Source organism: Streptomyces yokosukanensis (assembly GCF_001514035.1).
Lineage (GTDB): Bacteria > Actinomycetota > Actinomycetes > Streptomycetales > Streptomycetaceae > Streptomyces > Streptomyces yokosukanensis.
In genome coordinates, this window is the sequence record NZ_KQ948212.1 from 489667 (window position 1) to 513587 (window position 23921).

Below are 23921 nucleotides of genomic sequence, written 5' to 3' on the forward strand. Positions count from 1 at the left end.
AACCGCCACGGCGGGCGAGTCGCCCAGCCCGGCCTGCGCGCGGTCGGAGTCGACTGACCAGCACACCGCCCATGTCGTCCACTCACCCCGGCATCTGATCGCCGACATCTACACCGACGGAACCTATGAACAGCGCGTCACCCAGCCCCTGTTGCGTCTCGGCGGCGCGCGGCGCAGCACGCAAGGAGGCGGCCCCGGACCGACCGTGCCGCCTCCTTGTCACGACGTCACGCTTTCAGGCTCAGTGGATCTCCGGACCACCGAACCAGTGGCCGGCGGCCCGTTCGAACGCTTCACGATCGGGAGTGCGATCACCTGCCCAGGCGACCACGCCGTCGGGCCGGACGAGCACGGCACCCAATCCGAGGTCGTTTCTCGCCGGACCGGCTGCATACCGGATCCGGCTCTCCCAGCCCATCGCTGAACCGCGCAGGCATCGGTCGGTGCTGAAATCGAGCGCTACGCCTCGTCCGTCCTGCATGAGGTCGCCGAGGCGAGTGCCGTTTTCGAGGCGAAGCTCCGGGGCATTGCGGCCGACCAGTGGGTGTTCGCTGCCGAGGTCGTAACGGATCGACGATCCCGACACCCTCTCGAACACGTAGGTCGTTCCGTCACGGGTCCCGATCAGGTCGCGAATCACTCCTTGGATGGCTTGGGCATGCGGGTCCGGCCGCATGGCCGCCACCTGGGCGCGCGACCAGTCGAGCACCCTTTCGGCGATCGGATGGCGCTCGCGGGTGTAGGTGTCGAGTAGCCCGTCGGGCGCGTTCCCGTGCACGGTCGCCGCGAGCTTCCAACCCAGGTTCAAGGCGTCGCCGATGCCGGTGTTGAGTCCCTGCCCGCCGAGGGGGGAGTGGATGTGCGCGGCGTCGCCCGCGAGCAGGACGCGTCCCTGCCGGTAGGTCGTCGTCTGCATCGCCCGATCGGTGAAGGTCGAGACCAGATGAACCTTGCTCAGCGTCACGTCGGTGCCGGACACACGGCGCAGTACCGCCTGGAGATGGTCGAGAGTTGGCGGCTGTGAGCGGTCGAACGCGCCGCCGTCGAAATCCATCATGCCGATCTGCCCCTGGTTGGGCGGCTGGAGGTACATGCCCGTCGGCGTCGGATTGAACCCGGGGCGCAGCTTCTCGGGTTCGGCGACGGTGGCGTGCATGCTGTAGCCGGTGAACTGCGGCTCGGTGCCGACGAATTCGAAGCCCGCGAGCCCACGCACCGCACTGCGTCCGCCATCGCAGCCGACGAGCCAGCGCGCCGCGTACTCGTCCGCGCCTGCCCCCGCGACCACGCCCTCGTCGTTCTGGACGATGGTGGAGACCGTGACTCCGTACCTGATTTCCACGTCGAGCTTGGACGCCTGCTCGGACAGGACCGCCTCGATCGATTCGAGGTAGGTCAACACGTCCTGCGGTGCCGGGCTGGAAAGCCGGTACGGCAGGGCGGCTACGTCGACCTTGGCCGGATCGACCACCATGCCGGCGAAGTGGCCACCGAGACGAGGGGCTGACGGCTCGTCCGCGTCGGGGTCCGCGCCGGGATCGTGGTGGACGCCTGACGCCGTCAGAACCTGTTGCAGCATCCCGCGGCGGTAGAACGCCTCGACCGATGCGGCGGACAGGCCCCGCATCCCGAGTGGCTCCGCCTTGAACGGGGAGTGGGGTCCCGGCTCGCGTTCGAGCACCAGGACGGAGCAGCCCGCGAGGCTGAGCTCGCAGGCAAGGAACAGACCCACCGGGCCAGCGCCCACGATCACTACATCATGCACAAGAGATCCCCTTCCCGAACCCACAGCCGGATCGGCACCCGGCAGGACCTTCCGAAAGGTGCCAGGCCCCACCGGCATCGGACCGACAGCCCCCGATATGTCACCGACACCGCTCCGACATCCTCCGACGCTTCGGCTCTGCCGCACGATCACCCCTGGTCGAGGCGCCGATCAGCCAGGAGGAGGCTTTACAGGTCTCAACCCCGTGGACTGCCCTGGAAGAGCCACCACCAGGGTTGACGCTCGCGGACGCGGCCGGGGGACCGGGCGATCTCGACGTCTTCCGAGCCGGTCCGGCTCAGGAACTCGACGATGTCGAGCAGCATGTACGCCACCCTACGAACCGGCCGACGCCTGTTCGAGGTGCTGGCCGGCCCGCTCGCGCAGCCGACGGCACCGGATTTGGGGGTTGGTGATGGTGCTGCCTGCCTCGCGGCTCCACTTCATCCCGACCTACCGACGAGTTCGACGAACTACACGTGAGAGTCCGCGCGTAAAGCGTCCAGCTTCTCGGCGTCGTCGGTTGCGGCGACGGCCGTGTAGGCGACGATGCGGAGATCCGAGCCCGGTGCCATGAGGACGTCGAGGTCGAGGGTCAGGTCGCCGACCACAGGATGTTCGACGGTCTTGCGGTCCCCGGTGTGGAGGCCGGCGGTGCCGTTTGACCACAGGTGGGCGAAGCGGGGGCTGGTGTGCAGCAGCCGGTCGACGAGCGAGGCGAGGCGGGCGTCGTCGGGGTAGGTCGCTGCCGTGACCCGCAGGTCGGCGACGAGGGACTCCTCCTCGGCCTCGTCGCCCGCCCAGGACCGTACCGGCCAGGCGGCGATGGAATCGACCCGGTGACCGTCGCTGGAGCGGAACATCCCGGCGACGAGATTGCCCAGGTCCCAGCCGTAGGTACGGGGGTCACCGATGGCGGCGGTCCACATCCGGTTCCAGCTGACGAGCGTCCAGTCGGCGGCGTAGACCGCGACCGGTGCGTCGCCCATGTGCCGGACGAGCCGGTGGACGCTCGACGGCACGTGCAGTGACACGTCGCCGTTGGATGGCGGCGCGAGGCGGGCACAGCGGAACAGGTGGTCGCGCTCGGAGGTGTCCAGGTGCAGGGCCCTGGCCAGGGCGGTGACGACCTGGGCGGAGGGATTGCGGGCCCGGCCCTGTTCGAGCCGCACCACGTAGTCGACCGACACACCGGCCAGGCGGGCCAGTTCCTCGCGGCGCAGACCGGGGCTGCGCCGGTCCGCGGCGGATCCCAGCCCGCCCGCCAAGGGCGAAAGGCGCTCCCGCCAGCCTCGCAGGGCCGTGCCGAAGTTGTTCGTCGGTGCCATGCGGTCATCATCGTTCGGATGCCCTGCCCGCAGCAGATCTCGTCGCCCACATCTGGGTAAAACCCGTCAGGGGCGCGGGCGTTCGTGCAGATGCAGCGCCGAGGGGCGCAACCGGTCGTGGTGGTAGGTGTCGGTGCCGGCCTTCTGGCCGTAGAAGTGGGTCATGGGTGCGTCGGTGATCAGCGAGTCATGGTTGGTGATCTCCAGGCGGATGCGGTCGCCCGCGCGGGCCAGGAACGACAGGGGCAGTAGTTCGATGTGGAGTTCGTAGACCTTGCCGGGCTCCAGCGGATCCTCGCCGTTGTGCAGGTGGAACGGACGCATGTCACTGGTGAGTTGGGGGTCCTCGGCGCGGTGGGAGGCGCGCAGCCAGCCCTGGCTGACCTTGATCGGCAGCCCCGCGCCGGAGTCACCGGAGACGAGGGAGAGCTTGACGATGACGTCCATGTCGGTCTGGTCCGAGGAGGCGTGCAGCGTCAACGTGGCGTGGCCGCTGAACTCGCGGTCCTTGTCCATGGGCGCGGTGGTGAAGGTGTTGACCCGCGCGACGTGGTCGGGGACGCCATGCTCGTCGAAGACCGTGACGCCGGCCATCCAGCCCGGGTCCGGATAGGACCAGGAGGTGGACGCCTCGTCCGCGACCGGCTTGGTCTCGGTGAGCGTGCCGTCGTTGAGGGAGGTCACCGCGCCGCTGTGCTCCCCGGCGAGGTAGAAGGTGCTGGTCCGCACGTCCGGGGGCGGCCAGGAGGCCGCCGAGTGGTAGGCGCCCTCGCCGTTGACGTAGAAGCGGACGTCCGGCTTGTCCATCACACCGTTGTCGGTGCCCTTGAGGTGGTGGTCGTACCAGGGCAGCAGCTCGGTGCGGTGGAAGTCCTCGTCGAAGTAGTACATCTGCGCGGCGGCGAAGCTGCCGGGGTGCGCGACCAGCAGCTTCTTGGGCCCCCGTACGCGCTCGAAGCCGTAGAAGTTGCCACGCAGGTGCAGCGCCGCCTTCCCCCACACGCCGATGGAGAACACGGGGATGTCGATCTGCGGCAACTCCCAGAAGGGCGAGCGGCGGCGCTGCCACTCGTCGTCCAGGGGGTGGGAGAGGACGTCGTAGACGAAGTCCTGCTTGCCGCCGACGTGGAAGCCGATGCCTTCGATCTCGTGCTGGACCAGCACCGAGCCGAAGAGCCAGGTGCTCAGGAAGCCCTGGATCGGGATGCCGCCGTGGTACATCCAGTCGCGGTACATGTCGGTGGCGCCGTCGTACGCGACGATCGTCCTGAGGTGCGGCGGGCGGGTGCGGGCGGCGTTCCACTGGCTCCAGCAGTAGTGCGACATGCCGATCATGCCGATCGCGCCGGTGGACCACGGCTCGGCCGCAACGTGCTCGATCATGTCGTGGATGGCCTCGCCCTCACCGCGCGAGACCGGGTCCCAGGTTCCCTCGGAGCGCCCCGTGCCGGGGACGTCCATCGCGACGTAGGCGTAGCCGTTGTCGAGGTAGAGCTGGATGGGCCCGTACTCGATGAACGGGAACACCGGGTGCGGGGGCAGGTGGCGGAGCGCCTTCTGGTACGGGGAGGCGCCGAGGACGACGGGGAACGGCCCGTCGCTGCCGGCGGGGAGGTAGACGTCGGCGCGGACGAGATCTCCGGCGCGGGTACGGACCTCGGTCTCGAAGGGCGCGACATTCACATCGACCATGGCGGTTCCTTTCCGGTCCCTTCCGGAGTGCGCGGGGCGGTCGTGGTCACGACGGGAGCGAGGCGTACGACGCGGACTCGGCGGCGGCCCAGTGTGCCCGGGTGAAGGCGGCGGCGGACTGCAGCGCCTCGTCGGCCTCGTCGAGCATCACGGCGAACGCCTGGAAGACGTGCGGGACTTGGGGCCAGACCTGGAGCTGGACATGGACGTCGGCGGCGGCGGCGCGGGAGGCCAGCCGTACGGCGTCGTCCAGCAGGATCTCGTGCGAGCCCACCTGGACGAGCAGCGGCGGCAGGCCTGTGAGGTCGGCGAAGACCGGGCTGGCCAGCGGCTCGGCGCCGGGCGTCGCCCCGAGGTAGTCGCGGGCCCGGGTGCGCAGGGCCCGCGGAGTCAACGCGGGGTCGACGGCGGCCTTGCTCGTCGCGCTGGCGCCGGACACCGTGAGGTCGGCCCAGGGCGAGAACACCGCGGCCGACGAGGGCTGGGACATGCCCGAGTCCCGGACGGCGACCAGCGTCGCGACGGCCAGACCACCGCCCGCGGACTCACCGACCAAGGCGATCCTGGCGCCGGGGACGCCCTGGTCGAGCAGCGCGCCGTACGCGGCCACGGCGTCGTCGACCGCCGCGGGGAACGGGTGCTCGGGGGCCAGCCGGTAGTCGACGCAGACGGCACGGGCGCCGGAGCGCCGGGACACGTCGGCGGCCAGGCTCGTCGCGTCGGCCGCGGAGCCGATGGCGTACGCGCCGCCGTGGAAGTACAGCAGCACGCGTGACGGGTCGCTGCCCGGCGTGTCGACGGTGACGACGGGGACGCCGCCGAGCTGCCCGGGGACGGCCGTGACATCGGGGGGCAGCGGCACCGAAGTCATCATCTCGTGGAAGACGACGCGCGCTTCGGCCACGTCGCCTCCGACATCGAGCGGGGCGTGCCGGAGCATCTCGTCGAGGTCGCGGCGTTGCTGCTCGGACACGGTACGCCTTTCGTACGGGGTGGTTGCGACGTGGAGCCGTGAGTGTGCGGATGTGCGGGTGTTCAGCGCGGCGGGCCGAGGATGATCTGGCCGTACATGTCGGCGGCCTCGGCCATGCGGTCCTCGGAGATCTCGAACCCCTCGGGCCGGGCGGTCGACAGGTCGCGCCCGGCGTGCCGGAACATGCCCTCGATACCGCCGGGGGTGCAGATCATCAGCAGGTCCGCGGTGTCGGAGGTGATCCGGTACCCGTGCGGGACGTTCTTGGGCAGGTAGACAATGCCCCCCTCCGACAGTTCCATCTCCTGGTCGTCCGACCAGAGCAGCGCGGTGCCCTTGATCAGCATGAAGATCTCGTCCTCGCGGGTGTGCATGTGATACGGCGGCGCCTCGCCCTTGGCGACGCTGAACCGTCCGACGGTCAGCTGCCCGTCGGTGGCCGCGCTGTCCAGGAGCACGGCGAACTGCCCGCCGTCGAGCCATTCGAGCTTCTGCTGCTGATCAGGCTGCGCGAGGTAGGCCATGCTCACGACGATGTCCGTTCTGTGCGGTCGACGGGTGCCGGGCCGCCCTCACCCGTGAGGATGAGCGCGACGACAGGGATCACCCGATGCGTCTTGCGCTGGTAACCCGGACAGCGGTCGTGATCGGCCAGGTACACCGGGGGCCCGGCGAAACCTCCGCCCAGCCGCCCGTGATGCGCGCGGAACTCCTCGATATTGCGTGCGTTGAAACCGGCGGTGTCAGGCATCACTTCTCCGGTGCGAGACGAGGTCGGGTGGCCTGACGGACGGGCGATGTGCCCTGCCCACGCCGGGCCCGGACGGCCGTGGCCGGCGACCTTCGGCGGGTCGCCTCCCACGAGCGATGATCCGCTTCCGGACGCAACCACCGCCAGACGCGTGGATAGGACCAGCAGTACCACCGCGGAGTGGGGCGGGGAGCGTGAGCGCGTCGGCGGTCAGGCGGGGCAGCGTAGAGCAGGGTTGCCTGAGGAAGCCCTGGACGCGGGCGGCTTGCATGCGGAGCCGTCGGTCGGAGCGGCCGTGGAGGAGGGGGCAGGTCAGTGAGGTCGCCGGGTCCCTTGTAGTCAGGCTCGGAGAGGGTGGCAGCACATGGCATGGGCGAGATCGAGGTACGCCGGCTTCACTGGGCGGCGGCGAGTCTGTCGCTTTTTGCCCATCGACAGCAAACAGCTGTCGGATGTCGCTCAAGCTGACGGTCCAGGGGTGGGATACCGGTGGACGAGTGCTTGCCTCGTGTCGAAGGGACTACAGGCAAGAGGCAAGGGACAACAGCATGAGCACCCTGAACGTGCAAGGTATTTCTCTCTCCTACGAGACCCACGGGGACCCGGAGGCCCCGCCGGTTCTGCTTGTCTCCGGGCTGGGTGGGGTGGGCGCGAGCTGGGGGACTCAGATCGCCCGCTTCACCGAGAAGTACCACGTGATCCTGCCGGATCAGCGGGGCACGGGGCGCACGACGCGTGCCCTCGACGGCCACACCACCAGGCAGCTCGCGGCCGACATGGCCTCGCTCGTCGAGGAACTCGTCGTCGGCCCGGTCCATGTCGTGGGTGCGTCGACGGGCGGCGCCATCGCGCAGTACATGGCGCTGGAACACCCGAGGCTTGTGCGCTCGCTGACGTTGAGCTCCACGTTCGCGCGCTTCGACGCCTTCACCAGGCGTGAGTTCGAGGTGCGGCGTAGGCTCGCCGCCGAGTGGGACAGGCGCGATCTGCTGTCCGCCTACGCGCTGTTCTTGTTCGGTCCGCGTTACGCCCGTGAGCACCCCGAGGCGGTCGTGGAGTGGATCGACCGCGCAGCCGCGCTCCCGGCCCACCCCGACGACCGGCGGATCGGCCTGGCGCGGATCGACATGATCGCGGCACACGATACGTTCGCACGGCTTCGCGAGATCGCCCAGCCGACACTGGTGCTGTGCGGCGAGCACAACTTCTGCACGCCGCTTCCGCTGTCGGAGGAGCTTGTGCGCGGCATCCCGGACGCCACACTGATCGTCTTCGAGGACGCCGGCGAGCTCATCGAACTGGAGCAGCCGGTGAGGTTCTTCACCGAGGTGAGCGGCTTCATCGACGGGCTGCGCGACCCGGCCCGGGGTTGAGGCGGACCGCGCGATGAGACTCGAACTATCCGATGCCTCCATCGTCTACGACGACGCCGGCGAGGGCGAACCCGTGGTGTTCTTGCACGGTTCGCTGTGTGCCGACTGGCTGACGCCCATGGCGCGCGAGCTGACGGAGTTCCGACGCGTCGTCATCCACCGTGCCGGCTACGGCCGCAGCGAGGACCGCACGAGCGGGGCCGGCGTGCCCGCCCAGGCCGCCCACTGTGCCGCGGTTCTGGCGGAGTTGGGGGTGCCGCGCGCCCACTGGGTGGGGCACTCGGCCGGGGCCGACATCGCACTGCACCTGGCCTACGCCCGTCCGGACCTGGCTGCCTCGCTGGTCCTCCTGGAGCCCGCGCTGCCCCGGGCGGACGACGAGCCCGAGAGTCCGGCGATGCCGACCGCGATCGCCGCGGCCAGGACCGGTGCGTGGGAAGCGGCGTTCTACGCCTTTCTGACCGGGGTGTGCGGGCCGGGCGTGCGCCGCCTGTTCGCGCAACGGCTCGGAGAGCAGGGGCTCGCCGAAGCCGTCGGCAGCAGCCGCTACTTCTTCACCCGGGAGTCGGCCGCCTTCGGCGGCTGGGAGTTCGGTGCGCCGCAGATGAACGCCGTGCGGGCGCCGACGCTGCTCGTCGTCGGTGGCGGGGGCGACCGCCTCGGCACGCCCCACCGGGCGCGAGCCGCCTCCATCGCCGCCCACCTCCCGCACGCGGAGACGCTGGTCGTCGACGGCCTCACCCACGCCATGCCGTTGGAGGATCCCGGGTTGATGGCTCGCATCGTCAGCGAGTTCGTCACGAGCCACCCGCTGTCCGACTCGACCGGTTGAAGCACCGCGTCAACGTGCGGCAGGTCCGCGCGGTGGCCCGGCTCGGGGCGGCGCATGCCGGGACGCGCGTGTCGGCGGACGGGGGAAGAAGGCGACGGCGCCCTTGACCGGGCGCAAGGCCGTCACCGTCTCGATGTCCCGCACGCCGGGCAGTCGCCCCACGAATGACGTCAGGAATTGCCACAGCGCGGACGTGTCCCGTGTCGAGACGCTCGCGAACAGGTTGCTGGTCCCGGTGACCCCCGCTGCGAACGCCACCTCGGGACTGGCGGCGAGCGCGGTGCCCGCGGCGAGGAGTTCATCGATCCCGATGGTGAGCCACAGCATGGTGCGCACGGGCACGTCGAAGACGGCGAGGTCGACATCGACGTCGAAGTGCAGGACACCGCCGGCCCGCAACTCGTGCAGCCGACGGCGGACAGTGCTCGCCGATGTGGCCGTGGCGGCCGTCAGCTCGTCGATCGACGCTCTTCCGTCGGCTCGCAGCACCTCGAGCATGCGGCAGCTGGTCCCGTCCATCTTCGGCGGCGGTCCGACCACGGGAGGAGCGTGCCGCGCAAGCCGGGTTGCCTGGGTCTCCGTGAGCGGCCCCTGCTTGGTGAACGGCTGACCGGCACCGCCATAGAAGACGTGCAGCACCTCGTGCGCCCGCACATCGAGGATATGACGGGTACGCGGCAGCGCCTCGAAGAGCAGCGACTCCACACCGTCACCGCAGGCTGACGCGACGATCTCCGTCCCGCCCGAACACAGACTGATCCAGCTGGTATCGGAACGCCGGGCCAGGGCTTCGGCGATCTCCGCAGCGGCTTCGGGGGCAGCCCGGACACGCAGAACCCACTGCCGCTCGTGCAGCACCGCCGGATCGGTGAGCGCGAGCACGCGCAGGCCAACAGCGCCGGACAGCCTGCTGAAACGCCGCGCCACGGTCTGGTCGGAGACCCCGAGCACCTCACCGATGCGCCGGAACGGGGCGCGCCCGTCGATCTGCAGGGCGTGAATCACCGCCCGGTCGAGTCCGTCAACGCCATCCCGCGTCATATCGGCAACGCTACTGATCCCGGCTCGTCAGGGTGATGCGGGGGTGTCCAGGGGCAGGCCGGTTCCGGATATGAACCCGTCGAGGGGGCCCGCGGGGCGGGCGAGTAGGCGGTGGGGCGAAACCGTGGTCGGAGGGTCATGCCAGCCCCTCCGGCCAGCGCGTTCGAAGATGGTGAGGGCTCACGGCTGCGCTTGCTTCGGCAAGGTGAGGATTTCGGCTCCGTCGTCGGTGATGGCGATGGTGTGCTCGGTGTGTGCGGTCCGGCAGCCTGTGGCGCTTCGGAGCGTCCACCCGTCAGCATCGGTGACCAGTTCAGCTGTGTCCGCCATGACCCACGGCTCCAGTGCCAACAGCAGCCCGGGGCGCAGTTTGTATCCACGGCCCGGCCGTCCGATGTTCGCGACGTGTGGGTCCTGGTGCATTGTTGATCCGATGCCGTGCCCTCCGAACTCGGTGTTGATCGGGTACCCGGCCTTGCTGAGGACTGTGCCGATGGCATGGGAGATGTCGCCGATGCGGGCCCCGGGCCCGGCAGCGGCGATCCCTGCGGCCAGCGCGCGTTCGGTCGCACTGATCATCGCGACGCTCTCTGGGGGCTGTGCGTCGCCCACGATGAAGCTGATGGCGGCGTCGGCAGCGATTCCACCCTTGGAAACAGCAAGGTCGAGTGTCAGCAGATCGCCGTCGGTAAGCGTGTAGTCGTACGGGCGTCCGTGGAGCACGGCATCGTTGACGGCCGTGCAGATGTAGTGGCCGAACGGGCCGCGTCCGAAGGAGGGTTCATAGTCGACGTAGCAGGACGACGCTCTCGCCTCGACGATCATTTCCTCGGCCCACCGGTCGATGTCCAGAAGGTTCGTGCCGATCGTACAAAGGCTCTTCAGTGTCTGCAGGATGTCACCGACCAGGGCGCCGGTGGTTTTCGCCCGGGCCAGCAGGGTGGGGCTAAGGATCTCGATCATGCGGCTTCCTTCGCGAGCAACCAATAACTATACCGGCATTACTATACCGGTATTAGAATGGGGGTCATGTGGTCTCGCGTACGCGCGGGGAGTGTCATGCGGTGGGCGGCAGGGAATTCAGCCAGGCGGCGAGGAGGCGGTTGACCTCGTCGGGGCGTTCCTGCTGGATCCAGTGGCCGCTGTCGTCGAGGATGTGTGAGGAGGTCAGGCCGGGGAGTGTGGCCGGGTAGGCGTTGATGGCGTCGGCCATCCAGGTCGTGGAGGCGTCCAGGCCGCCACCGATGAACAGGGAGGGCTGCTTGATGGGGGCGCCGCTGTACGGGGCGAGGTCCTCCCAGTCGCGGTCCATGTTGCGGTAGCGGTTGAGTGCCCCGGTCATGCCGGTGCGCTCGAATTCTCCGGCGTACACGTCGAGGTCGCCCTCGGTCAGCCAGGAGGGCAGCCGGCCGTGGGGAAAGCGGTCGCGCAGGTGTCCGCCGGTGCGGTCCACGAAGTGCGGATCGGGCTCGCCCTGCGTCGGCATGGTGTCGGCGGACAGGGCCGCGAAGAAGCCCGCGAGCCAGCCCCGGACGTCGGGCTCCATCTCGGCCTCCGCGCGGCCGGGCTCCTGGAAGTACGAGACGTAGAACTCCTGGTCCCCGCCCATCCGGGCGAAGACGTCGGTGGGGCGGGGGCCGCCGGGCGGGGCGTAGGGGACGCTCAGCAGCCCGACGGCACGGAAGATCTCGGGGTGGAGCAAGGCGGAGATCGCCGCGATGTTCGAGCCCCAGTCGTGCCCGATGATCACCGCTGTCTCCTCGCCCAGGGCGCGCACCAGCGCGACGCTGTCCTCCACCAGGGCGAGCATCCGGTACGCGTCCGTCGCGGCCGGTTTGGAGGAGCGGCCGTAGCCGCGTACGTCGGCTGCGACCGCCCGGTATCCGGCCGCCGCGAGTGCCGGGAGCTGATGGCGCCAGGAGTACCAGGACTCGGGGAAGCCGTGGACGAGCACGACCAGCGGCCCGGTGCCCTGCTCGACCAGGTGCAGCCGCCCGGCGGGTCCCTCGATGGCGCGATGGCGCAGGTCAGTGGCTGGCGCGGGCTGATGCATGGCTTCTCCTCGGGTTCACGGGCGGGCCGGGGTTACGCACCGATCATGCGGTGCGGCGGCCGGCTGGTGCGACTGGCCTTGCCGTTCTGGCAAACTTGCAGGACAGGAGGGACGGACGTGGCCCGGCTGGAAGGGGCGAGGCGCCAATGACGGACGACGGCACGGCCGACATGCTGGCGGCTGTGGGCCCTAGGCTGCGGGCTGTGCGTGAGCGGCACGGTGCCACGCTCACCGAGGTGAGCCGTACGACCGGTGTCTCTCTCAGCACTCTGTCGCGGATCGAGACCCGTCGGCGCAAGCCGACCCTGGAGGTGCTGCTGCAGTTGGCGAGGGCGTACGGCATCTCGCTGGACGAGCTGGTCGGCACCGTGTCCGCCGCGGCGGAGAGACCGCGAAGTACTCCGCCGCAGCGCCCCGGAGAGGACAAGACGGTGTTGCCGCTGACCCGGTACGTCGGGGGCCTGCACGCTCACAAGCATGTTCTGCCCGCCGTCGACGAGCCGCCGCTACGGCCACGCCAGGTGTCCCATGAAGGATATGAATGGCTGTGCGTGTTGTACGGAAGGCTGTGGCTGGCGCTCGGTGAACACGACCTCGTCCTCACCGCCGGGGAAGTCGCCGAGTTCGATACCCAGACCGCTCACGGAGTCGCGAACGCCGGACCTGACGGACCGGTCGAATACCTGATCATGTTCGGGCCGCAAGGCGAACGCCTGCGACCGCGCACCTATCCGGCAACCGGTGCTGTGACGTTGACCGTTGGGCGAGATGATCTTCCGGTTGGTCCGCAGCGTCCAGGCCCGCTTCGTCCGAAGCAACCGCCTCGTCGACGCTGAGCTGGCTCCCTGGGGAGGCCTGCACGGTTCGAGGGAATTGACATCCTGTCAGTCGAGCGACGATGCCCAGTCGCGCAGGGTCTCGACGTAGCGCTGCGGGTTGCTTGCGTGCATGGCGTGGGCCGCGTCCGGGAACGAGCGGTAGTCGCATCGCTGCCCGGCCTGGGTGATCAGCTCGCGCGCCTGCCGGGCCTGGAGGTCGGAGATGGCTCCCAGGAGGGTTCCGGTCTCCTCGTCGACGTTGCGGTAGTGGTGGGCGAGCAGCACGGGGACCTTGACCGCGGCGAGCATGCGGGCATGGTCGTTGGAGGCGGTGGCCGAGCCGGTCCAGAAGGCGCGGGCCCACTCGGGGTCGTACTCCTTCATGCTCTGCGGCGGTTCGTCGCCGCCGAAGTAGCCGCCGGAGCGGCCGGACATCGCCGACAGGCCCCGGAGCAGCGCGGGCGGCAGCTCACGGGGCAGGGCCTGCAGGAATCCCTGCCAGTCGCCGACCGACCACTGATCGCCGAGGTACTTGCTGATGAGCTGGTGCATCGGGCCGACGACCTGGCTGGTGCCCTGGCCGTAGGCGGGCCGGATCTCCGCGGAGAACAGCGGCGCGTCCTCCAGGTAGGCACCGCGGATCATGCCGGGAGGACCATAGGCGGACAGCCATGCAGCGATCAGGCCGCCGGAGGAGTTGCCGGCGACAACGACCGGGCGCTGGACGTGTCCGGTGATGAACCGGACCAGGTCGTTGCCCATGTTGTCGACCGTGTAGCGGCCCGGGGTCCAGGTCGAGCGCCCCTGGCCGCGCGGGTCCACGGCGAAGACCTCGAAGTCCTCGGCCAGCAGCGTCATGGCCGCCTCGTAGCTCCACCAGGAGGTCCCCTGCGGCGGGATGAGCACGAGAGCCGGATTGTCGGCGGAGCCGGTCGTGGCGTGGTTCAGCATCACCTCGCCGGTGTCGAAGGTCGCCTCCGGGTAGGCGTGCGGGACGTACGTGGCGTCAGGGTTGTCGGGTCCGTAGTGCGGCATCGGTCGTTCCCTTCTGATGGTCGTGCTGATGGTCGTGCTGATGGTGGTGCTGATGGTCGTGCCGGGTCGGGGTTGGGCCTCAGCCGAAGTAGCGGCCTTGATCCAGGTCCTTCAGGAGCCCGGAACGGACGGGGGCGTCCTCAGCCGCGACGGCCTTCACCAGGACGTTCAGGTGGCGGCCGATGACCTCGGCGATGACCCGGATGGTCACACCCTCCTCACCGACGCCGTGCAGTACCGATCCCGCCGGTGCCTTCTCGAGCGCGAGGCGGAACAGGCGTGCGGCGTCGAGCCGGTGCACCGAGGCCGGCGGTTGGGCCCGTCGCCGAGGCACCCGGAGAAGCCCTTGTCGCGGGCGATGCCGATCAGCTGCTGGACCAGGCCGCACATGCTCCCGTCGTGGACGGTCGGGGAGAGCCGCACGACGGACGAGCGCACGCCGCGCTCCGCCCGCGCGCCGACGATCCGGGGGCTGCCCGCAGCGGGCGGCGTGTCCCGCTCGGTCCCGACCGGTCCCCCCTGAGGCGATGACCAGGGCCGGTCCGTGCCCGCGCGGGTGTCGCCGAACGTCTCGACCGCGGCCAGCTCGGCGCGCGCCGCCTGGTGCTGCGAGAAGTCGTGGTTGAAGGCGAGATGGACGACTCCTTCGCACTCGGCTGCGGCGGCACGCAGGATGTCGAGGTCCTCGATCGCGCCGCGGAGGGTCTCGGCTCCGGCGGCAGTCAGGTCGGCGGCCGAGGCGTCGGAGCGCGCGAGCCCGAGGGCCTGATGCCCGGCGCCGATGAGCTCGGCGACGACGGCGGAACCAATGAACCCGGACGCGCCGGTGACGAGAGCGCGCATGGTGATGCACTCCTTGGAAACAGGTGAGGTTCGGCCCGAGGGGCGCTCGTGCCACGCCCCGGCCGGTGAGCCCACCCTGCGTCCGACCGCACGAGCGGGTCCAATGAATGTTGTGCAGGAAGCGATACGCCGGGCGTATCGAGCCTGTTCAGGGCGGCCGGTACAGTGCCCACAGGTGGCGCCCTCGGCTGTCCCTGGGACTACGCTGAGGACGTGCCTGACTCGTCGCCGTCCCCAGCCGCAGCCTTCGATCTGCGGTTGGTGCAGTGTTTCACGGTCGTGGCCGAGCACCGGCATTTCGGCAGGGCCGCCGAAGCCCTGCACACGACCCAGCCGTCCCTGAGCCGCCAGATCCGCCGCCTCGAACAACAGCTCGGCGTCTGCCTGTTCGAGCGCACCTCGCAGGGCAACCACCTCACCGAGGCCGGCGAGGTCTTCCTGCCGCTGGCCACCGAACTGCTGCGCGCCGCCGACCGCGCCGCGGCCGCTGCCCGGGCCGCCGCCCGGCCCGGCCGCATCACCGTCGGCCACACGCCCGGCATCATCATCACCCCGGCCGTGCGCGAACTACGCCGTCGGCACCCCGACGTCGTTGTGCGAACCAAACAACTGGTGCCGGGCGCGCCGCGGCAGGCACTGCTGGACCACCACGCGGACGCCGTGGTCGCCCGCCTGCCGTTCGCCACCGACGGGCTGGACGTGACGGCTCTCTACGCGGAGCCCCGGGTGTTGGTGGTGCCGCTGGATCACCGGCTGGCCGGGAGGGAGTCGGTCACCCTTGCCGACATCGCCGACGAGCCCCTGCCCAAGGTCCGGGGAGCGGACCCGCTGCAGAGCGCCTTCTGGCGCATCGACCCCCGTCCCGACGGCCGCCCCGCCCCCGACGGGCCACTGATCGAGGCCGTCGCGGACCAGTTCGAACTCGTCGCCGGCGGGCAGGCCGTGACCGTCTCGGTGCCCACCCACGCTCTGCGCCCCGACCTCACCGCGGTTCCGCTCGAAGGCGTCGAGCCCAGCCACGTCGTGCTGGCGACCCGCGCCGGCGAGCGCAACCGCCTGGTTGCGGCCTTCCGCACGTACGCCACCGGGACCCTCGCCCGGTGAGGCTGTCTCTGCCGATGGCTCATCGAGAATGCGGTTGCGCAGGTTCAACAATCTCTCTTGCCGTCCGCGGGTGCGCGCCTGACCGTGTGTCAGCGCGGCCGGCGGGCCACTCGCACCAGACCTGTGACCGGTGACTTCACGACGCACACCACTCAATCCGCGAACAGAGCCACGTAGGACTCCACGCACGGCTCCGGTGTGGCCAATGAGGTGACGACGTGGCAGTCGACCGTCACCGGCGGGTTGAGCGGTACCTGGAGGAGCCGCTCGGTGCGGGACCCGGCAAGTTGTTCGGCCGGCATCAGCGTCCATCCCTCGGGGTCCCGGCCCACCTCGAACAGCACGTTGAGGATGTCCCCGGCAGGCGGGCGCAGCGGGGCCACGGGCAGTACGGCGAGGATCGCATCGTGCATCGGTGGGTCGCCCTCGCGGGCGGGAAGCCGCAGACCGCTCGGATCGAGGTCGTGCAGGCTGACCGCGCGTTCACGGGCGGCGGGGTGGTCGCGTGCGAGTACCGCGTGCAGCGGCTCGGACCAGGCGCGCACCGCTGTCACCGCCGCGGAGGTGACCGCGCCGAGGACCAGCGCCAGGTCCAGTTCGCCGTCGCGAACGGCGTCGAGGCGCGCGGTCACCGGCAGGTCGACCAGTTTCGGCTCGGCGGGGCGTTCACCCTCGCCCATGCGGCCCACCGCCCGCTCGAGGCGTGGGGTGACGCAGGAGGCCACCCCGAGCCGCAGGACGGCCGCCGGCTGCCCGGCGACCACCCGAACCCGGGCCGCCGCGGCGAGGGTCTCGCGGGCCGCGGCGAGCACTCGTTCGCCGGCCGCGGTCAACCGTACTCGGCGTGAGGTGCGCTCGAGCAGGCGCACGTCGAGTTCGCGTTCGAGCCGGGAGATCTGCTGGCTCAACGCCGGCTGCACGATGCTCAGCCGTTGCGCCGCTCGCCCGAAGTGCAGCTCCTCGGCGACGGTCACGAAATACTGCAGCGCCCTGAGTTCCACCCTCCCGATCTATCACATGATGTGATCGCTATCGAGGGATTCTGGTCATTGTTCGCCAAGGTCACTCCGGCTGTGATGGGTACCAGCCCGCCGGAGCGGTCCTGACCTAGGAGATCCGCGACGCGGGGAGATCCGAACGGAGAAGACACGTGAGCACCACAACCCTCGGCATCATCGGCACCGGCAGGGTCGGAGCCGGGCTCGCCCGCCGCGCCGTCGATGCCGGCCTGAACGTCATCCTGAGCAACTCACGCGGCCCCCAGACGCTGGCCCATCTCGTCGCCGAGCTCGGCCGGCGGGCCCATGCGGCCACCCCGGCCGAAGCGGCCAGCACCGGTGACCTGGTCCTCGCGTCCGTGCCGCTGGCCGCCCACACATTGCTCCCGCGCGCGGAACTTGCCGGCAAGACCGTGATCGACCCGATGAACTACGCGCCGACGTCCGACTGGCAAGCCCCGGAGCTCGACAGCAACGAGCTGACCTCCAGCGAACTGGTGCAGCGCCATCTCGCCGGCGCCCGAGTGGTCAAGGCACTGCACAACGTGGGCCCCACCCAACTGCTCAACCTGTTCCGCCCCGCCGGGGCCCCCGACCGCACCGCGCTGCCCCTGTCAGGCGATGACCCGGACGCCAAGAAGGAGGTGGCCGACCTGCTCGACGTCCTCGGCTTCGACACGGTGGACCTGGGCACACTGGCCGAGAGCTGGCGCAGCGAACCCAACACCCCGCTCTACGCCTTCCCGTACACGGGACAGCCTCCGGCCGACCTCACCGCCGTGCAGGACGTGGTGGCCTGGGCCCAGCAGGCGCCCGGTGTTCCCGTACCCCGCGCCCGGGTCAAGGAACTCGCCACCGCCGCGGTACGCGGCCCCGCGGGATTCCGGATGTAGTGGGTAGATCATCTGCCCGGCCGTCATCATTGGCCGCCATCGTGTCTCAACCGGAGTGTTCCGACCGGGCCGAAAAGTACGGGATGCGTGTTGCCCGGGCGCCCGGGCGGGCACTACGCGATCATCATGGGCACGCGGAAGCGGCTTCTCGCCGGCTCGAGTGGTTCACGGCGCGTGCGAGGCAGTGATCAGCCCAATGACGCAGTTGCCGCGCGCAGGTCCTCCAGGGCCGCCAGCGCATGAGGCGCGAGCCCTTCCGCGTCGTCACGATCACTCTCGGACCACTGGGCGTAGCCTCGCTTGAACGCGAGGACTCCCAGCTCGCCGGCGAGATGCGCAATCGGGTCGGAGACACCGCGGGCGATGAGCGCGGCTGTCATGGCGGCCGCGAGACCGACGCTCTTGAGGGCGTCGCGCTCCTGAAGTTCGGTGCTGGCTGCCACGGCTGCTTCGATGCGGGGGCCGAGCTCCCGGTTCGCCGGGCCCATGGCGCTCGATGCGCGCTCGAGACCGGCTGCCACCGCCTGAAGCGGACTGGCGCTCGCAGGTGCCTCGGTGATGCCGTCGGCGAGCAGCCTGCTGAGCGTCTCCTGACCGGCGACCAGCAGCTCGCGCTTGTCGGAGAAATGCCGGAAAAAGGTGCTTTTCGTCACGCCGGCGCGCTCGGCGATCTGCGTCACCGTGGTGGCGTCGTACCCCTGCTCGGTGAACAGGTCGACCGCCGCGACGACGAGTCGCTGGGGCGCCCCCGGTTGCCATCTAGCCATGAGACCAGGATAGACGATGGGACAAGAGTCCCGTCACCCGTGTAGAGTCAGTGACGGGACAAGGGTCCCATCACTTTCAAGGAGAGCTCATGCACGTCTTCATCACCGGCGGCACCGGCACCATCGGCTCCGCCGTCGTCGCCGAACTGCTCGGCAACGGCCACACCGTTCTCGCGCTGGCTCGCTCGGACGGCTCCGCGCAGGTCCTTGAGGGCGCAGGCGCCAAGGTGCTGCGCGGAGACCTGGCGGACCTCGACGTCCTGCGGTCCGGTGCCGCACAGTGCGACGGCGTGATCAGTCTGGCGTTCGGACGCGACTACAGCAGTCCGGACGCGCTCGCGCAGGCCATCGCCGAGGAGAGCGCCGCCCTCGCCGCGCTGGGGCAGGAACTCATCGGAAGCGACCGCCCGATCGTCGCGGTCTCCGGTACGCCCTGGGTGCCGGGGCGCGCCTCCACCGAGACCGATCCGCTGCCGACCGACGGACCGGTGGGCGGCCGAGGCCGTTCGGTCACAGCGCTGCTGGACCTCGCCTCGCGCGGTGTGCGCAGCGCGGCTGTCCGCATGCCGCGCACGGTCCACAACGAGGGACAGGGCGGATTCGCCGGCCTGCTGGTCGATGCGGCGCGCCGCACGGGGGTGGCCGGCTACCCGGGCGACGGCACCCAGCGCTGGCCGGCCGTGCACGCGCTCGACGCGGCGGTCCTGTTCCGTCTGGTCCTCGAGTCCGCACCGGCCGGGACGTCCTGGCACGCCGTCAGCGACGAGGGCGACGCGGTGCGGGACATCGCGACAGTCATCGGCCGACGGCTGGGCCTGCCGGTCGAGGAAGTTCCGCAGGAGAACTTCGGGCCGTTCGGCCCGATCTTCGCCATGGACCAGCCGGCGTCCAGTGCCCACACCCGGGATGCTCTCGGGTGGCAGCCGACGCACTCCGGCCTCCTTGAGGACTTGGAGAACATTCGGCCCTGACGGGACCGGACAGCACACGGGCTCGGGCTCCAGTTCCAGGGCAAGAAGTACAACCGTCCGTCGTCGGGTGCGATCTGGGTGGCGTGCGTGCTGGTGATCGCCGAGCGGGTCGGCGAGGCGGTGCGCTCACCGACCAAGGACACCCTGCTCTCGCACGCCACCGCCGCGACCGGACGGGGCCGCGGTTTCGCCGTCCACGAGGCGGCCGGATCGGCGCCCTGGCCGGCCCGCTGTTGGTCGCGGGCGTGCTCGCCCTGACGGGGGGACGACTACGGGCCCGCGCGCGGTGTGCTCGCCCTCCCCGGCATCGCCGTCATGCTGCTGCTGTTCTGGCTGCGCGCCCGGGTTCCGGACCCGGCAGCCTACGAACGCGAGGTGCAGGCGACAGCTCCCTCGGCCCCGGATGCGCCGGACGGTCGTCTGCCGGCGGTGCACTGACCGGCGGCCTGTACGGCTACTCGTTCCCCGTGCTGATCACGGTGGTCGTCGCCATCCAGGTTCTCGCTCTCTTCGTCCTCGCCGTCACCCGCCCACACCGTGCGAGCAGCGCGAATTGGTGTTGATCAGGGCCTCCGTGACCCGTTCCGTGCGCGGTGTGCGGCCTGTGGGAACAGGGTGTGGGCGCGGTCGGGGACCGCTGCGCGGGCGGTGTGGCTGATTGCCTCGGTGCGGCGTAGCGAAGTGATGTCACGGAGGGCTGAGGCCCTGTCGGTGCAGGGCACGCCCCAGTCGGAGCCGTACAGGAGGTGGTCCTCGCCGAAGGTGGCTGCTGCGGCGGCGAGTTGTTGGTCGCTGGTGGACGCGGCGGTGTCGGCCCACAGTCGTCGTAGCGTCGTCGTGATGTCTGTTGTGCTGAGGGCGTGTGGGTTGGGTACCCATGGCTCGGCGCCGAGCAGGGCGAGTCGTCCGGCGAGAAGGGGAACGGCTCCTCCGGCATGCGCGATCACGAAGGCGATGTTCGGGAAGCGGGTGAAGACGCCCGCGTAGAGCATCGCGACGACGGTTCTGCCGGTGTCGAAGGCGACTTCGATCAGTGGTGCGGGCATACCGACGACGGCCGGGGCGTAGGCGTTCGGATGGACGAACACCACGGCGTGCCGGTCGTCGAGTTCCTGCCAGAGCGGGTCGAGGGCGGTGTCGGCGAGGGAGCGGCCGTTGTAGAGGGTGGTGACAGCCCAGCCGTCGACGACGCCGACGCGTTGGATCTCTTCCGACGCAGCGCGGGGGTCGTCGGTGGGAAGGGCTGCGAGCAGGCCGAAGCGGGTGGGGTGGGTGGCCACGATCTGTGCGCCGTAGTCGTTGGATGCTCGCAGGCGTGCGTGATCGGTGGGGACATTGCTGAGCATCTGCATGGCGGTGCCTGTCTCGTCCATGTGGGCGAGCGTCTCGTCGAGGCGCCACTCGAAGGGCTGTGGGGTGAGGAACCGCTCCCGCTGCATTGCCTCCCAGGCAGTTCGACGGGCCTCGGGCGTGACGGGCGGCGAGAAGTGAGCGTGGATGTCGATGAAGCCCGACGCGGTGGTGGTCATACGGTGCCTCCGATCGGGGCGGTGGCCATCGTGGGAACGGCGCGTGGCGGGCGGATGCGTTCCAGGTCGAAGGCGAGGGCGACGAGGTCCGCGTCCCGGTGGGGAAGCCCGAGGAACTCCAGGCCGACCGGTAGCCCGCTGCTCGTGGTCCCCGCAGGGGTGCTGATCGCTGGGAAGAGGGCCTGCGCGGCCATGTGCGTGTTGGCCGGGAACGCTCTCGATGCGGGGTTGTGCACGCCCGGAACACGGTCCTCGAAGGCGCCGCCGTCGATGTCGGCGCGTGACGGTGCGGTGATCCTCGCGCTGGGGTAGGCCAGGGCATCGAGCCCGTGCTCGGCGAAGGGGGCGGCGATGAGATGGCGCAGTTGCGTGCGGAGTTCGAGCGCTCGGCCGTACGTCGCGTCGTCGGCGGGATCCGCGGTTGCGGTGGACATGGCGCGCAGCAGCGCGATCCGCGAGCAGTACCGTCCGGAGGCGACGATGTCGGCGACATCGGTTGACGGGGCTCCCATGGCCGCCAGCGAGTGGTTCAGATCGCGGCGGGACTGGCGGAGGTACATGAACGTTGCCCGCAGGAGGGTGCCGAGTCCGGGCAGACGCACCTCGATCAGGATCGCGCCGGCCGCGCGCATCGCTGCCAAGGACTCCTCGACGGCGTGCTCCACGTCAGGGTCGTCGCCGGATCCGGTTTCGCACAGTTCACGCGGCACACCGATCCTGGCCCCGTTCAGGGCTCCGGGCACCAGCCGGTCGCTGAACGTGCCCTTCCGGCGCGTCATGGCGGGCAGGGAGGTGAAGGGGTCACGGCGGTCCCAGCCGGCCATGGCATCCAGCAGGGCGGCGGCGTCGGTGACGGAGCGCGCGAGGGGGCCGGGGGAGTCCTGCTCACGCACCAGGGCGGCGATGCCGTGACGGCTGACCAGTCCGACGGTGGGGCGGATACCGACAAGACCGCAGAAGGACGCCGGGATACGGATCGACCCGCCGGTATCGGTGCCGACCCCGGCGACGGCCAGGCCGGCCCCGACAGCCGCGGCGGTCCCGCTGCTGGAGCCGCCGGGGTCGCGAGAGAGGTCGTACGGGTTGCGGGTGATGCCGGAGCGCGAGGAGTGGCCGTGCCAGGACATGGCGAAGTCGGGCAACGTCGTCTTGCCGAGGATCACCGCACCGGCTTTCCGCAGCCGCGTCACGAGATGCGCATCGGTGGCGGGAACATGATCGGACAGCGCCGCGGAACCGAACGCGGTCGCGATCCCCGCTGTCTCGATGTTGTCCTTGACCAGGATGGGGACCCCGTGGAGAGGGCCACGCGTCATCAAGGCGGTGTCGAGCCGTGCGGCGTCCTCCATCGCCGCGGGGTTGAGGGTGACGACGGCGTTGAGAGATGAGTCGACGGCGCGGATGCGGTCGAGGTGGTCAGCGACGATCTCGCTGACCGTGACCTCGCCGTTCTGGTAGAGACGGTGCAGCCCGGAAACGGTGAGTTCGTGCGGCGAGGCCAAAGCCGTCAGTCCTTCCTTCAGGCGGCCGCTGAGAGCGTGGTGCGCTCGGCGTGCACGGTGGCGGACAGGGCAGCGAAGGCGCGTGCCAGGTCGTCCTGGGTGGAGGGGATGATGCGGCGCATCAGGACGAAGGCGTGAATGTGCCCGACGGCTTCGAGGAAGGTGGTCGGCACGCCGGAGGTGATGAGGGCGGCCGCATAGGCGCGGCCCTCGTCGCGGACCGGGTCCTCGCCCGCCGTGAGCACGACGGCCGGCGGCAGGCCGGTGAGGTCGCCGAGCAGCGGGGAGCCGTGCCAGTCGTGGACGTCGGCGCGGTAGTGGTCGTAGTACCAGCACCGTCCGGCCTCCGTCAGCAGGCGCCCACGGGCGAATTCCTGCTGCGAGGGGTAGGGCCGCGAGAGGTCGGTGGCCGGGTAGATGGTGATCTGCGCCTGGACCGGTACCTCGGCCGGAGCGTCGCGCAGGGCCATGGCCGTGACGATGGTGAGAGTTCCGCCGGCGCTGTCGCCGCCGAGCACCAGGGCGTCGGCCTCGCGGCCCAGCTCGCAGGGATGTGATGCGACCCAGCGGGCGGCGTCTTCGGCGTCCTCGACCGCAGCGGGGTACGGCGCCTCCGGGGCGAGGCGGTAGTCGACGAGTACGACGGGCAGATCGAGCAGCCGGGCGACCTCGGCAGCGAAGGAGCGATGGGTCTCCAGGTCTCCGGTGACGAAACCGCCGCCGTGGTACCAGACGACGACCGGACCGGCTTCGCGAGTTGCGCGTGGGTCCAGGAGGAGGCCGGCGATCGCCCCGGAGCGGGTCGGGATGGTCAGCGGCTGCTGCACGGCGATCTCGCCGACGGGCAGGTCCCCGGCTTTCGCCTGCTCGCGCAGGCCGGCGCGTGCCTGCTGGGGGGTCTGGGTCTCGATACCCGGCGCGTCGAGGGTGGCGAGATACGAGAGAAGTGCTGTGACTTCAGGACGGGGCATGGTCGGCTCCTCGAAGTGAGGTCATAATCTGACATCACCGAGCCTAGCATTGGATGTCAGAGTCTGACATCACTGAACCAGTGTCGACGGCAGAATCTGACATCGCTGTTAGGATCGAGGTGTGAGCCGCTGGAAGCCGGGAAGCCGCGCGAGACTGCAGGATGCCGCCCTCGACCTGTTCCTGGAGCGCGGTTACTCCGCTACGACCACCGCGGCCATCGCCGAACGGGCCGGTGTGACCGACCGGACCTTCTACCGGCACTTCAAGGACAAGAGCGAAGTGCTGTTCGGTGACGAGGGCCGGATCGAGCGGCTCATGGTCGACGCAGTGACCGTGTCCGGGGCCACGTCCGCGGGCGCTTTGCGGGAAGTCCTGCACGCGCTCGCGCAGGACTTCGAGCCGCGCCGTGCCAAGGCCGTCAGACGCGCGAGTGTCGTCGAGGCCGTCCCGGACCTGGCCGAGCGCGAGCTGTGGAAGCTCCGCACCTGGTCCCAGGCGCTCGTGACTGCGCTCATCGAACGCGGTGAGGACGCCTTCGCGGCGCGCGCCCAGGTCGAGGTCGCCCTGGCGCTGTTCCGCACGGCATTCCACCGATGGACGCATGAAGAGGGCCCACCGAGCCTCGACGGGCTGATCCAGGACGCGTACACCGCGGTCGAGCTTCACACGTGATCACCACGG

At 70.2% G+C, this 23921-nt stretch carries 25 protein-coding genes and 1 pseudogene; 9 read left to right on the top strand and 17 right to left on the bottom strand.

What is annotated here, in order from left to right; translation table 11 throughout:
* Positions 1–241: 241 nt before the first annotated feature.
* The 7 genes from AQI95_RS19835 to AQI95_RS19860 form a co-directional block, all read right to left on the bottom strand.
* Positions 242–1765, bottom strand: coding sequence for an FAD-dependent oxidoreductase (locus AQI95_RS19835; protein ID WP_067124896.1), 1524 nt, complete (start codon positions 1763–1765; stop codon positions 242–244).
* A gap of 197 nt (positions 1766–1962) precedes the next feature.
* Positions 1963–2091 (bottom strand): hypothetical protein, encoded by a 129-nt coding sequence (locus AQI95_RS49840; protein WP_279617012.1) that lies wholly within the window; start codon positions 2089–2091, stop codon positions 1963–1965.
* Between the two features lie 147 nt (positions 2092–2238).
* Complete coding sequence (locus AQI95_RS19840; RefSeq protein WP_067124899.1) at positions 2239–3093, bottom strand: helix-turn-helix domain-containing protein; 855 nt, start codon at positions 3091–3093, stop codon at positions 2239–2241.
* Positions 3094–3159: 66 nt separating this feature from the next.
* Entirely contained in the window at positions 3160–4785 is a 1626-nt protein-coding gene (locus AQI95_RS19845) for a CocE/NonD family hydrolase (protein WP_067124902.1), read from the bottom strand.
* Positions 4786–4831: 46 nt separating this feature from the next.
* A complete protein-coding gene (locus AQI95_RS19850; RefSeq protein ID WP_067124905.1) occupies positions 4832–5758 on the bottom strand; it encodes an alpha/beta hydrolase in 927 nt (308 codons plus the stop codon).
* A gap of 62 nt (positions 5759–5820) precedes the next feature.
* Positions 5821–6282, bottom strand: a complete 462-nt coding sequence (locus tag AQI95_RS19855; protein ID WP_244188792.1) for a cupin domain-containing protein — start codon at positions 6280–6282, stop codon at positions 5821–5823.
* Between the two features lie 2 nt (positions 6283–6284).
* Positions 6285–6509: a hypothetical protein gene (locus AQI95_RS19860; RefSeq protein ID WP_067124913.1), complete on the bottom strand. Its 225-nt coding sequence runs from the start codon at positions 6507–6509 to the stop codon at positions 6285–6287.
* 452 nt (positions 6510–6961) lie between these two features.
* On the opposite strand from AQI95_RS19860, the gene AQI95_RS19865 reads away from it, so the two are divergent.
* Positions 6962–7882 carry an alpha/beta fold hydrolase gene (locus AQI95_RS19865; RefSeq protein ID WP_208614217.1) on the top strand — a complete coding sequence of 307 codons (921 nt, stop codon included), beginning with the start codon at positions 6962–6964 and terminating at the stop codon, positions 7880–7882.
* Positions 7883–7895: 13 nt separating this feature from the next.
* Entirely contained in the window at positions 7896–8714 is an 819-nt protein-coding gene (locus tag AQI95_RS19870) for an alpha/beta fold hydrolase (protein WP_067124919.1), read from the top strand.
* A 9-nt stretch (positions 8715–8723) separates the two neighbouring features.
* Here the strand turns inward: AQI95_RS19870 and AQI95_RS19875 are convergent, their stop codons facing one another.
* From AQI95_RS19875 to AQI95_RS19885, 3 genes are all read right to left on the bottom strand, one after another.
* Positions 8724–9755, bottom strand: a complete 1032-nt coding sequence (locus AQI95_RS19875) for an AsnC family transcriptional regulator (protein ID WP_067124922.1) — start codon at positions 9753–9755, stop codon at positions 8724–8726.
* A gap of 180 nt (positions 9756–9935) precedes the next feature.
* Positions 9936–10718 carry a type I methionyl aminopeptidase gene (gene map, locus AQI95_RS19880; protein ID WP_067124925.1) on the bottom strand — a complete coding sequence of 261 codons (783 nt, stop codon included), beginning with the start codon at positions 10716–10718 and terminating at the stop codon, positions 9936–9938.
* 94 nt (positions 10719–10812) lie between these two features.
* On the bottom strand, positions 10813–11808 hold the full coding sequence (locus AQI95_RS19885; RefSeq protein WP_067124927.1) for an alpha/beta fold hydrolase: 996 nt from the start codon (positions 11806–11808) through the stop codon (positions 10813–10815).
* A 146-nt stretch (positions 11809–11954) separates the two neighbouring features.
* Here AQI95_RS19885 and AQI95_RS19890 point away from each other — a divergent pair, with 146 nt between their 5' ends.
* The gene (locus tag AQI95_RS19890; protein WP_079071348.1) at positions 11955–12644 is read left to right on the top strand and encodes a helix-turn-helix domain-containing protein; all 690 of its coding nucleotides are present in this window, start codon (positions 11955–11957) and stop codon (positions 12642–12644) included.
* A gap of 48 nt (positions 12645–12692) precedes the next feature.
* Here AQI95_RS19890 and AQI95_RS19895 read toward each other — a convergent pair whose 3' ends face one another.
* Positions 12693–13661, bottom strand: a complete 969-nt coding sequence (locus AQI95_RS19895) for an alpha/beta fold hydrolase (protein ID WP_067124930.1) — start codon at positions 13659–13661, stop codon at positions 12693–12695.
* 79 nt (positions 13662–13740) lie between these two features.
* Positions 13741–14504: pseudogene (locus tag AQI95_RS19900) on the bottom strand (NAD-dependent epimerase/dehydratase family protein).
* Positions 14505–14717: 213 nt separating this feature from the next.
* Here AQI95_RS19900 and AQI95_RS19905 point away from each other — a divergent pair.
* Positions 14718–15608 carry a LysR family transcriptional regulator gene (locus tag AQI95_RS19905; RefSeq protein WP_067124936.1) on the top strand — a complete coding sequence of 297 codons (891 nt, stop codon included), beginning with the start codon at positions 14718–14720 and terminating at the stop codon, positions 15606–15608.
* Positions 15609–15760: 152 nt separating this feature from the next.
* Here the strand turns inward: AQI95_RS19905 and AQI95_RS19910 are convergent, their stop codons facing one another.
* Positions 15761–16609 (bottom strand): LysR family transcriptional regulator, encoded by an 849-nt coding sequence (locus tag AQI95_RS19910; protein WP_067124939.1) that lies wholly within the window; start codon positions 16607–16609, stop codon positions 15761–15763.
* Positions 16610–16758: 149 nt separating this feature from the next.
* Here AQI95_RS19910 and AQI95_RS19915 point away from each other — a divergent pair, with 149 nt between their 5' ends.
* Positions 16759–17499 carry an NADPH-dependent F420 reductase gene (locus tag AQI95_RS19915; protein ID WP_067124942.1) on the top strand — a complete coding sequence of 247 codons (741 nt, stop codon included), beginning with the start codon at positions 16759–16761 and terminating at the stop codon, positions 17497–17499.
* Positions 17500–17687: 188 nt separating this feature from the next.
* Here AQI95_RS19915 and AQI95_RS19920 read toward each other — a convergent pair whose 3' ends face one another.
* Positions 17688–18266: a TetR/AcrR family transcriptional regulator gene (locus tag AQI95_RS19920; protein ID WP_067124944.1), complete on the bottom strand. Its 579-nt coding sequence runs from the start codon at positions 18264–18266 to the stop codon at positions 17688–17690.
* Positions 18267–18355: 89 nt separating this feature from the next.
* Here AQI95_RS19920 and AQI95_RS19925 point away from each other — a divergent pair, with 89 nt between their 5' ends.
* The 3 genes from AQI95_RS19925 to AQI95_RS49845 all read left to right on the top strand — a co-directional run bounded on the left by AQI95_RS19925 (position 18356) and on the right by AQI95_RS49845 (position 19675).
* Complete coding sequence (locus tag AQI95_RS19925) at positions 18356–19237, top strand: SDR family oxidoreductase (RefSeq protein WP_067124947.1); 882 nt, start codon at positions 18356–18358, stop codon at positions 19235–19237.
* An 87-nt stretch (positions 19238–19324) separates the two neighbouring features.
* Positions 19325–19495, top strand: coding sequence for a hypothetical protein (locus AQI95_RS48335; RefSeq protein WP_208614218.1), 171 nt, complete (start codon positions 19325–19327; stop codon positions 19493–19495).
* A gap of 57 nt (positions 19496–19552) precedes the next feature.
* A complete protein-coding gene (locus tag AQI95_RS49845; protein WP_279617013.1) occupies positions 19553–19675 on the top strand; it encodes a hypothetical protein in 123 nt (40 codons plus the stop codon).
* Positions 19676–19800: 125 nt separating this feature from the next.
* Here the strand turns inward: AQI95_RS49845 and AQI95_RS19935 are convergent, their stop codons facing one another.
* The 3 genes from AQI95_RS19935 to AQI95_RS19945 are packed head-to-tail and all read right to left on the bottom strand — an operon-like array spanning position 19801 to position 23239.
* The gene (locus AQI95_RS19935) at positions 19801–20766 is read right to left on the bottom strand and encodes an amidohydrolase family protein (RefSeq protein WP_067124954.1); all 966 of its coding nucleotides are present in this window, start codon (positions 20764–20766) and stop codon (positions 19801–19803) included.
* Positions 20763–22268, bottom strand: a complete 1506-nt coding sequence (locus AQI95_RS19940) for an amidase (protein ID WP_067124957.1) — start codon at positions 22266–22268, stop codon at positions 20763–20765. Before AQI95_RS19940 ends, AQI95_RS19935 begins: the two co-directional genes overlap by 4 nt.
* 17 nt (positions 22269–22285) lie before the next feature.
* A complete protein-coding gene (locus AQI95_RS19945) occupies positions 22286–23239 on the bottom strand; it encodes an alpha/beta hydrolase (RefSeq protein WP_067124960.1) in 954 nt (317 codons plus the stop codon).
* 121 nt (positions 23240–23360) lie between these two features.
* Here AQI95_RS19945 and AQI95_RS19950 point away from each other — a divergent pair, with 121 nt between their 5' ends.
* Entirely contained in the window at positions 23361–23912 is a 552-nt protein-coding gene (locus tag AQI95_RS19950) for a TetR/AcrR family transcriptional regulator (RefSeq protein WP_067124962.1), read from the top strand.
* Positions 23913–23921 lie beyond the last annotated feature (9 nt).

Excerpts from the sequence above, each read along its gene's own strand:
- AQI95_RS49840 (WP_279617012.1), bottom strand. The coding sequence starts at position 2,091 with ATGCTGCTCGACATCGTCGAGTTCCTGAGCCGGACCGGCTCGGAAGAC.
- AQI95_RS19840 (WP_067124899.1), bottom strand. The coding sequence starts at position 3,093 with ATGGCACCGACGAACAACTTCGGCACGGCCCTGCGAGGCTGGCGGGAG.
- AQI95_RS19845 (WP_067124902.1), bottom strand. The coding sequence starts at position 4,785 with ATGGTCGATGTGAATGTCGCGCCCTTCGAGACCGAGGTCCGTACCCGC.
- AQI95_RS19855 (WP_244188792.1), bottom strand. The coding sequence starts at position 6,282 with ATGGCCTACCTCGCGCAGCCTGATCAGCAGCAGAAGCTCGAATGGCTC.
- AQI95_RS19860 (WP_067124913.1), bottom strand. The coding sequence starts at position 6,509 with ATGCCTGACACCGCCGGTTTCAACGCACGCAATATCGAGGAGTTCCGC.
- AQI95_RS19865 (WP_208614217.1), top strand. The coding sequence starts at position 6,962 with ATGTCGCTCAAGCTGACGGTCCAGGGGTGGGATACCGGTGGACGAGTG.
- AQI95_RS19870 (WP_067124919.1), top strand. The coding sequence starts at position 7,896 with ATGAGACTCGAACTATCCGATGCCTCCATCGTCTACGACGACGCCGGC.
- AQI95_RS19875 (WP_067124922.1), bottom strand. The coding sequence starts at position 9,755 with ATGACGCGGGATGGCGTTGACGGACTCGACCGGGCGGTGATTCACGCC.
- map (WP_067124925.1), bottom strand. The coding sequence starts at position 10,718 with ATGATCGAGATCCTTAGCCCCACCCTGCTGGCCCGGGCGAAAACCACC.
- AQI95_RS19885 (WP_067124927.1), bottom strand. The coding sequence starts at position 11,808 with ATGCATCAGCCCGCGCCAGCCACTGACCTGCGCCATCGCGCCATCGAG.
- AQI95_RS19890 (WP_079071348.1), top strand. The coding sequence starts at position 11,955 with ATGACGGACGACGGCACGGCCGACATGCTGGCGGCTGTGGGCCCTAGG.
- AQI95_RS19895 (WP_067124930.1), bottom strand. The coding sequence starts at position 13,661 with ATGCCGCACTACGGACCCGACAACCCTGACGCCACGTACGTCCCGCAC.
- AQI95_RS19920 (WP_067124944.1), bottom strand. The coding sequence starts at position 18,266 with ATGGCTAGATGGCAACCGGGGGCGCCCCAGCGACTCGTCGTCGCGGCG.
- AQI95_RS19925 (WP_067124947.1), top strand. The coding sequence starts at position 18,356 with ATGCACGTCTTCATCACCGGCGGCACCGGCACCATCGGCTCCGCCGTC.
- AQI95_RS49845 (WP_279617013.1), top strand. The coding sequence starts at position 19,553 with ATGCTGCTGCTGTTCTGGCTGCGCGCCCGGGTTCCGGACCCGGCAGCC.
- AQI95_RS19935 (WP_067124954.1), bottom strand. The coding sequence starts at position 20,766 with ATGACCACCACCGCGTCGGGCTTCATCGACATCCACGCTCACTTCTCG.
- AQI95_RS19945 (WP_067124960.1), bottom strand. The coding sequence starts at position 23,239 with ATGCCCCGTCCTGAAGTCACAGCACTTCTCTCGTATCTCGCCACCCTC.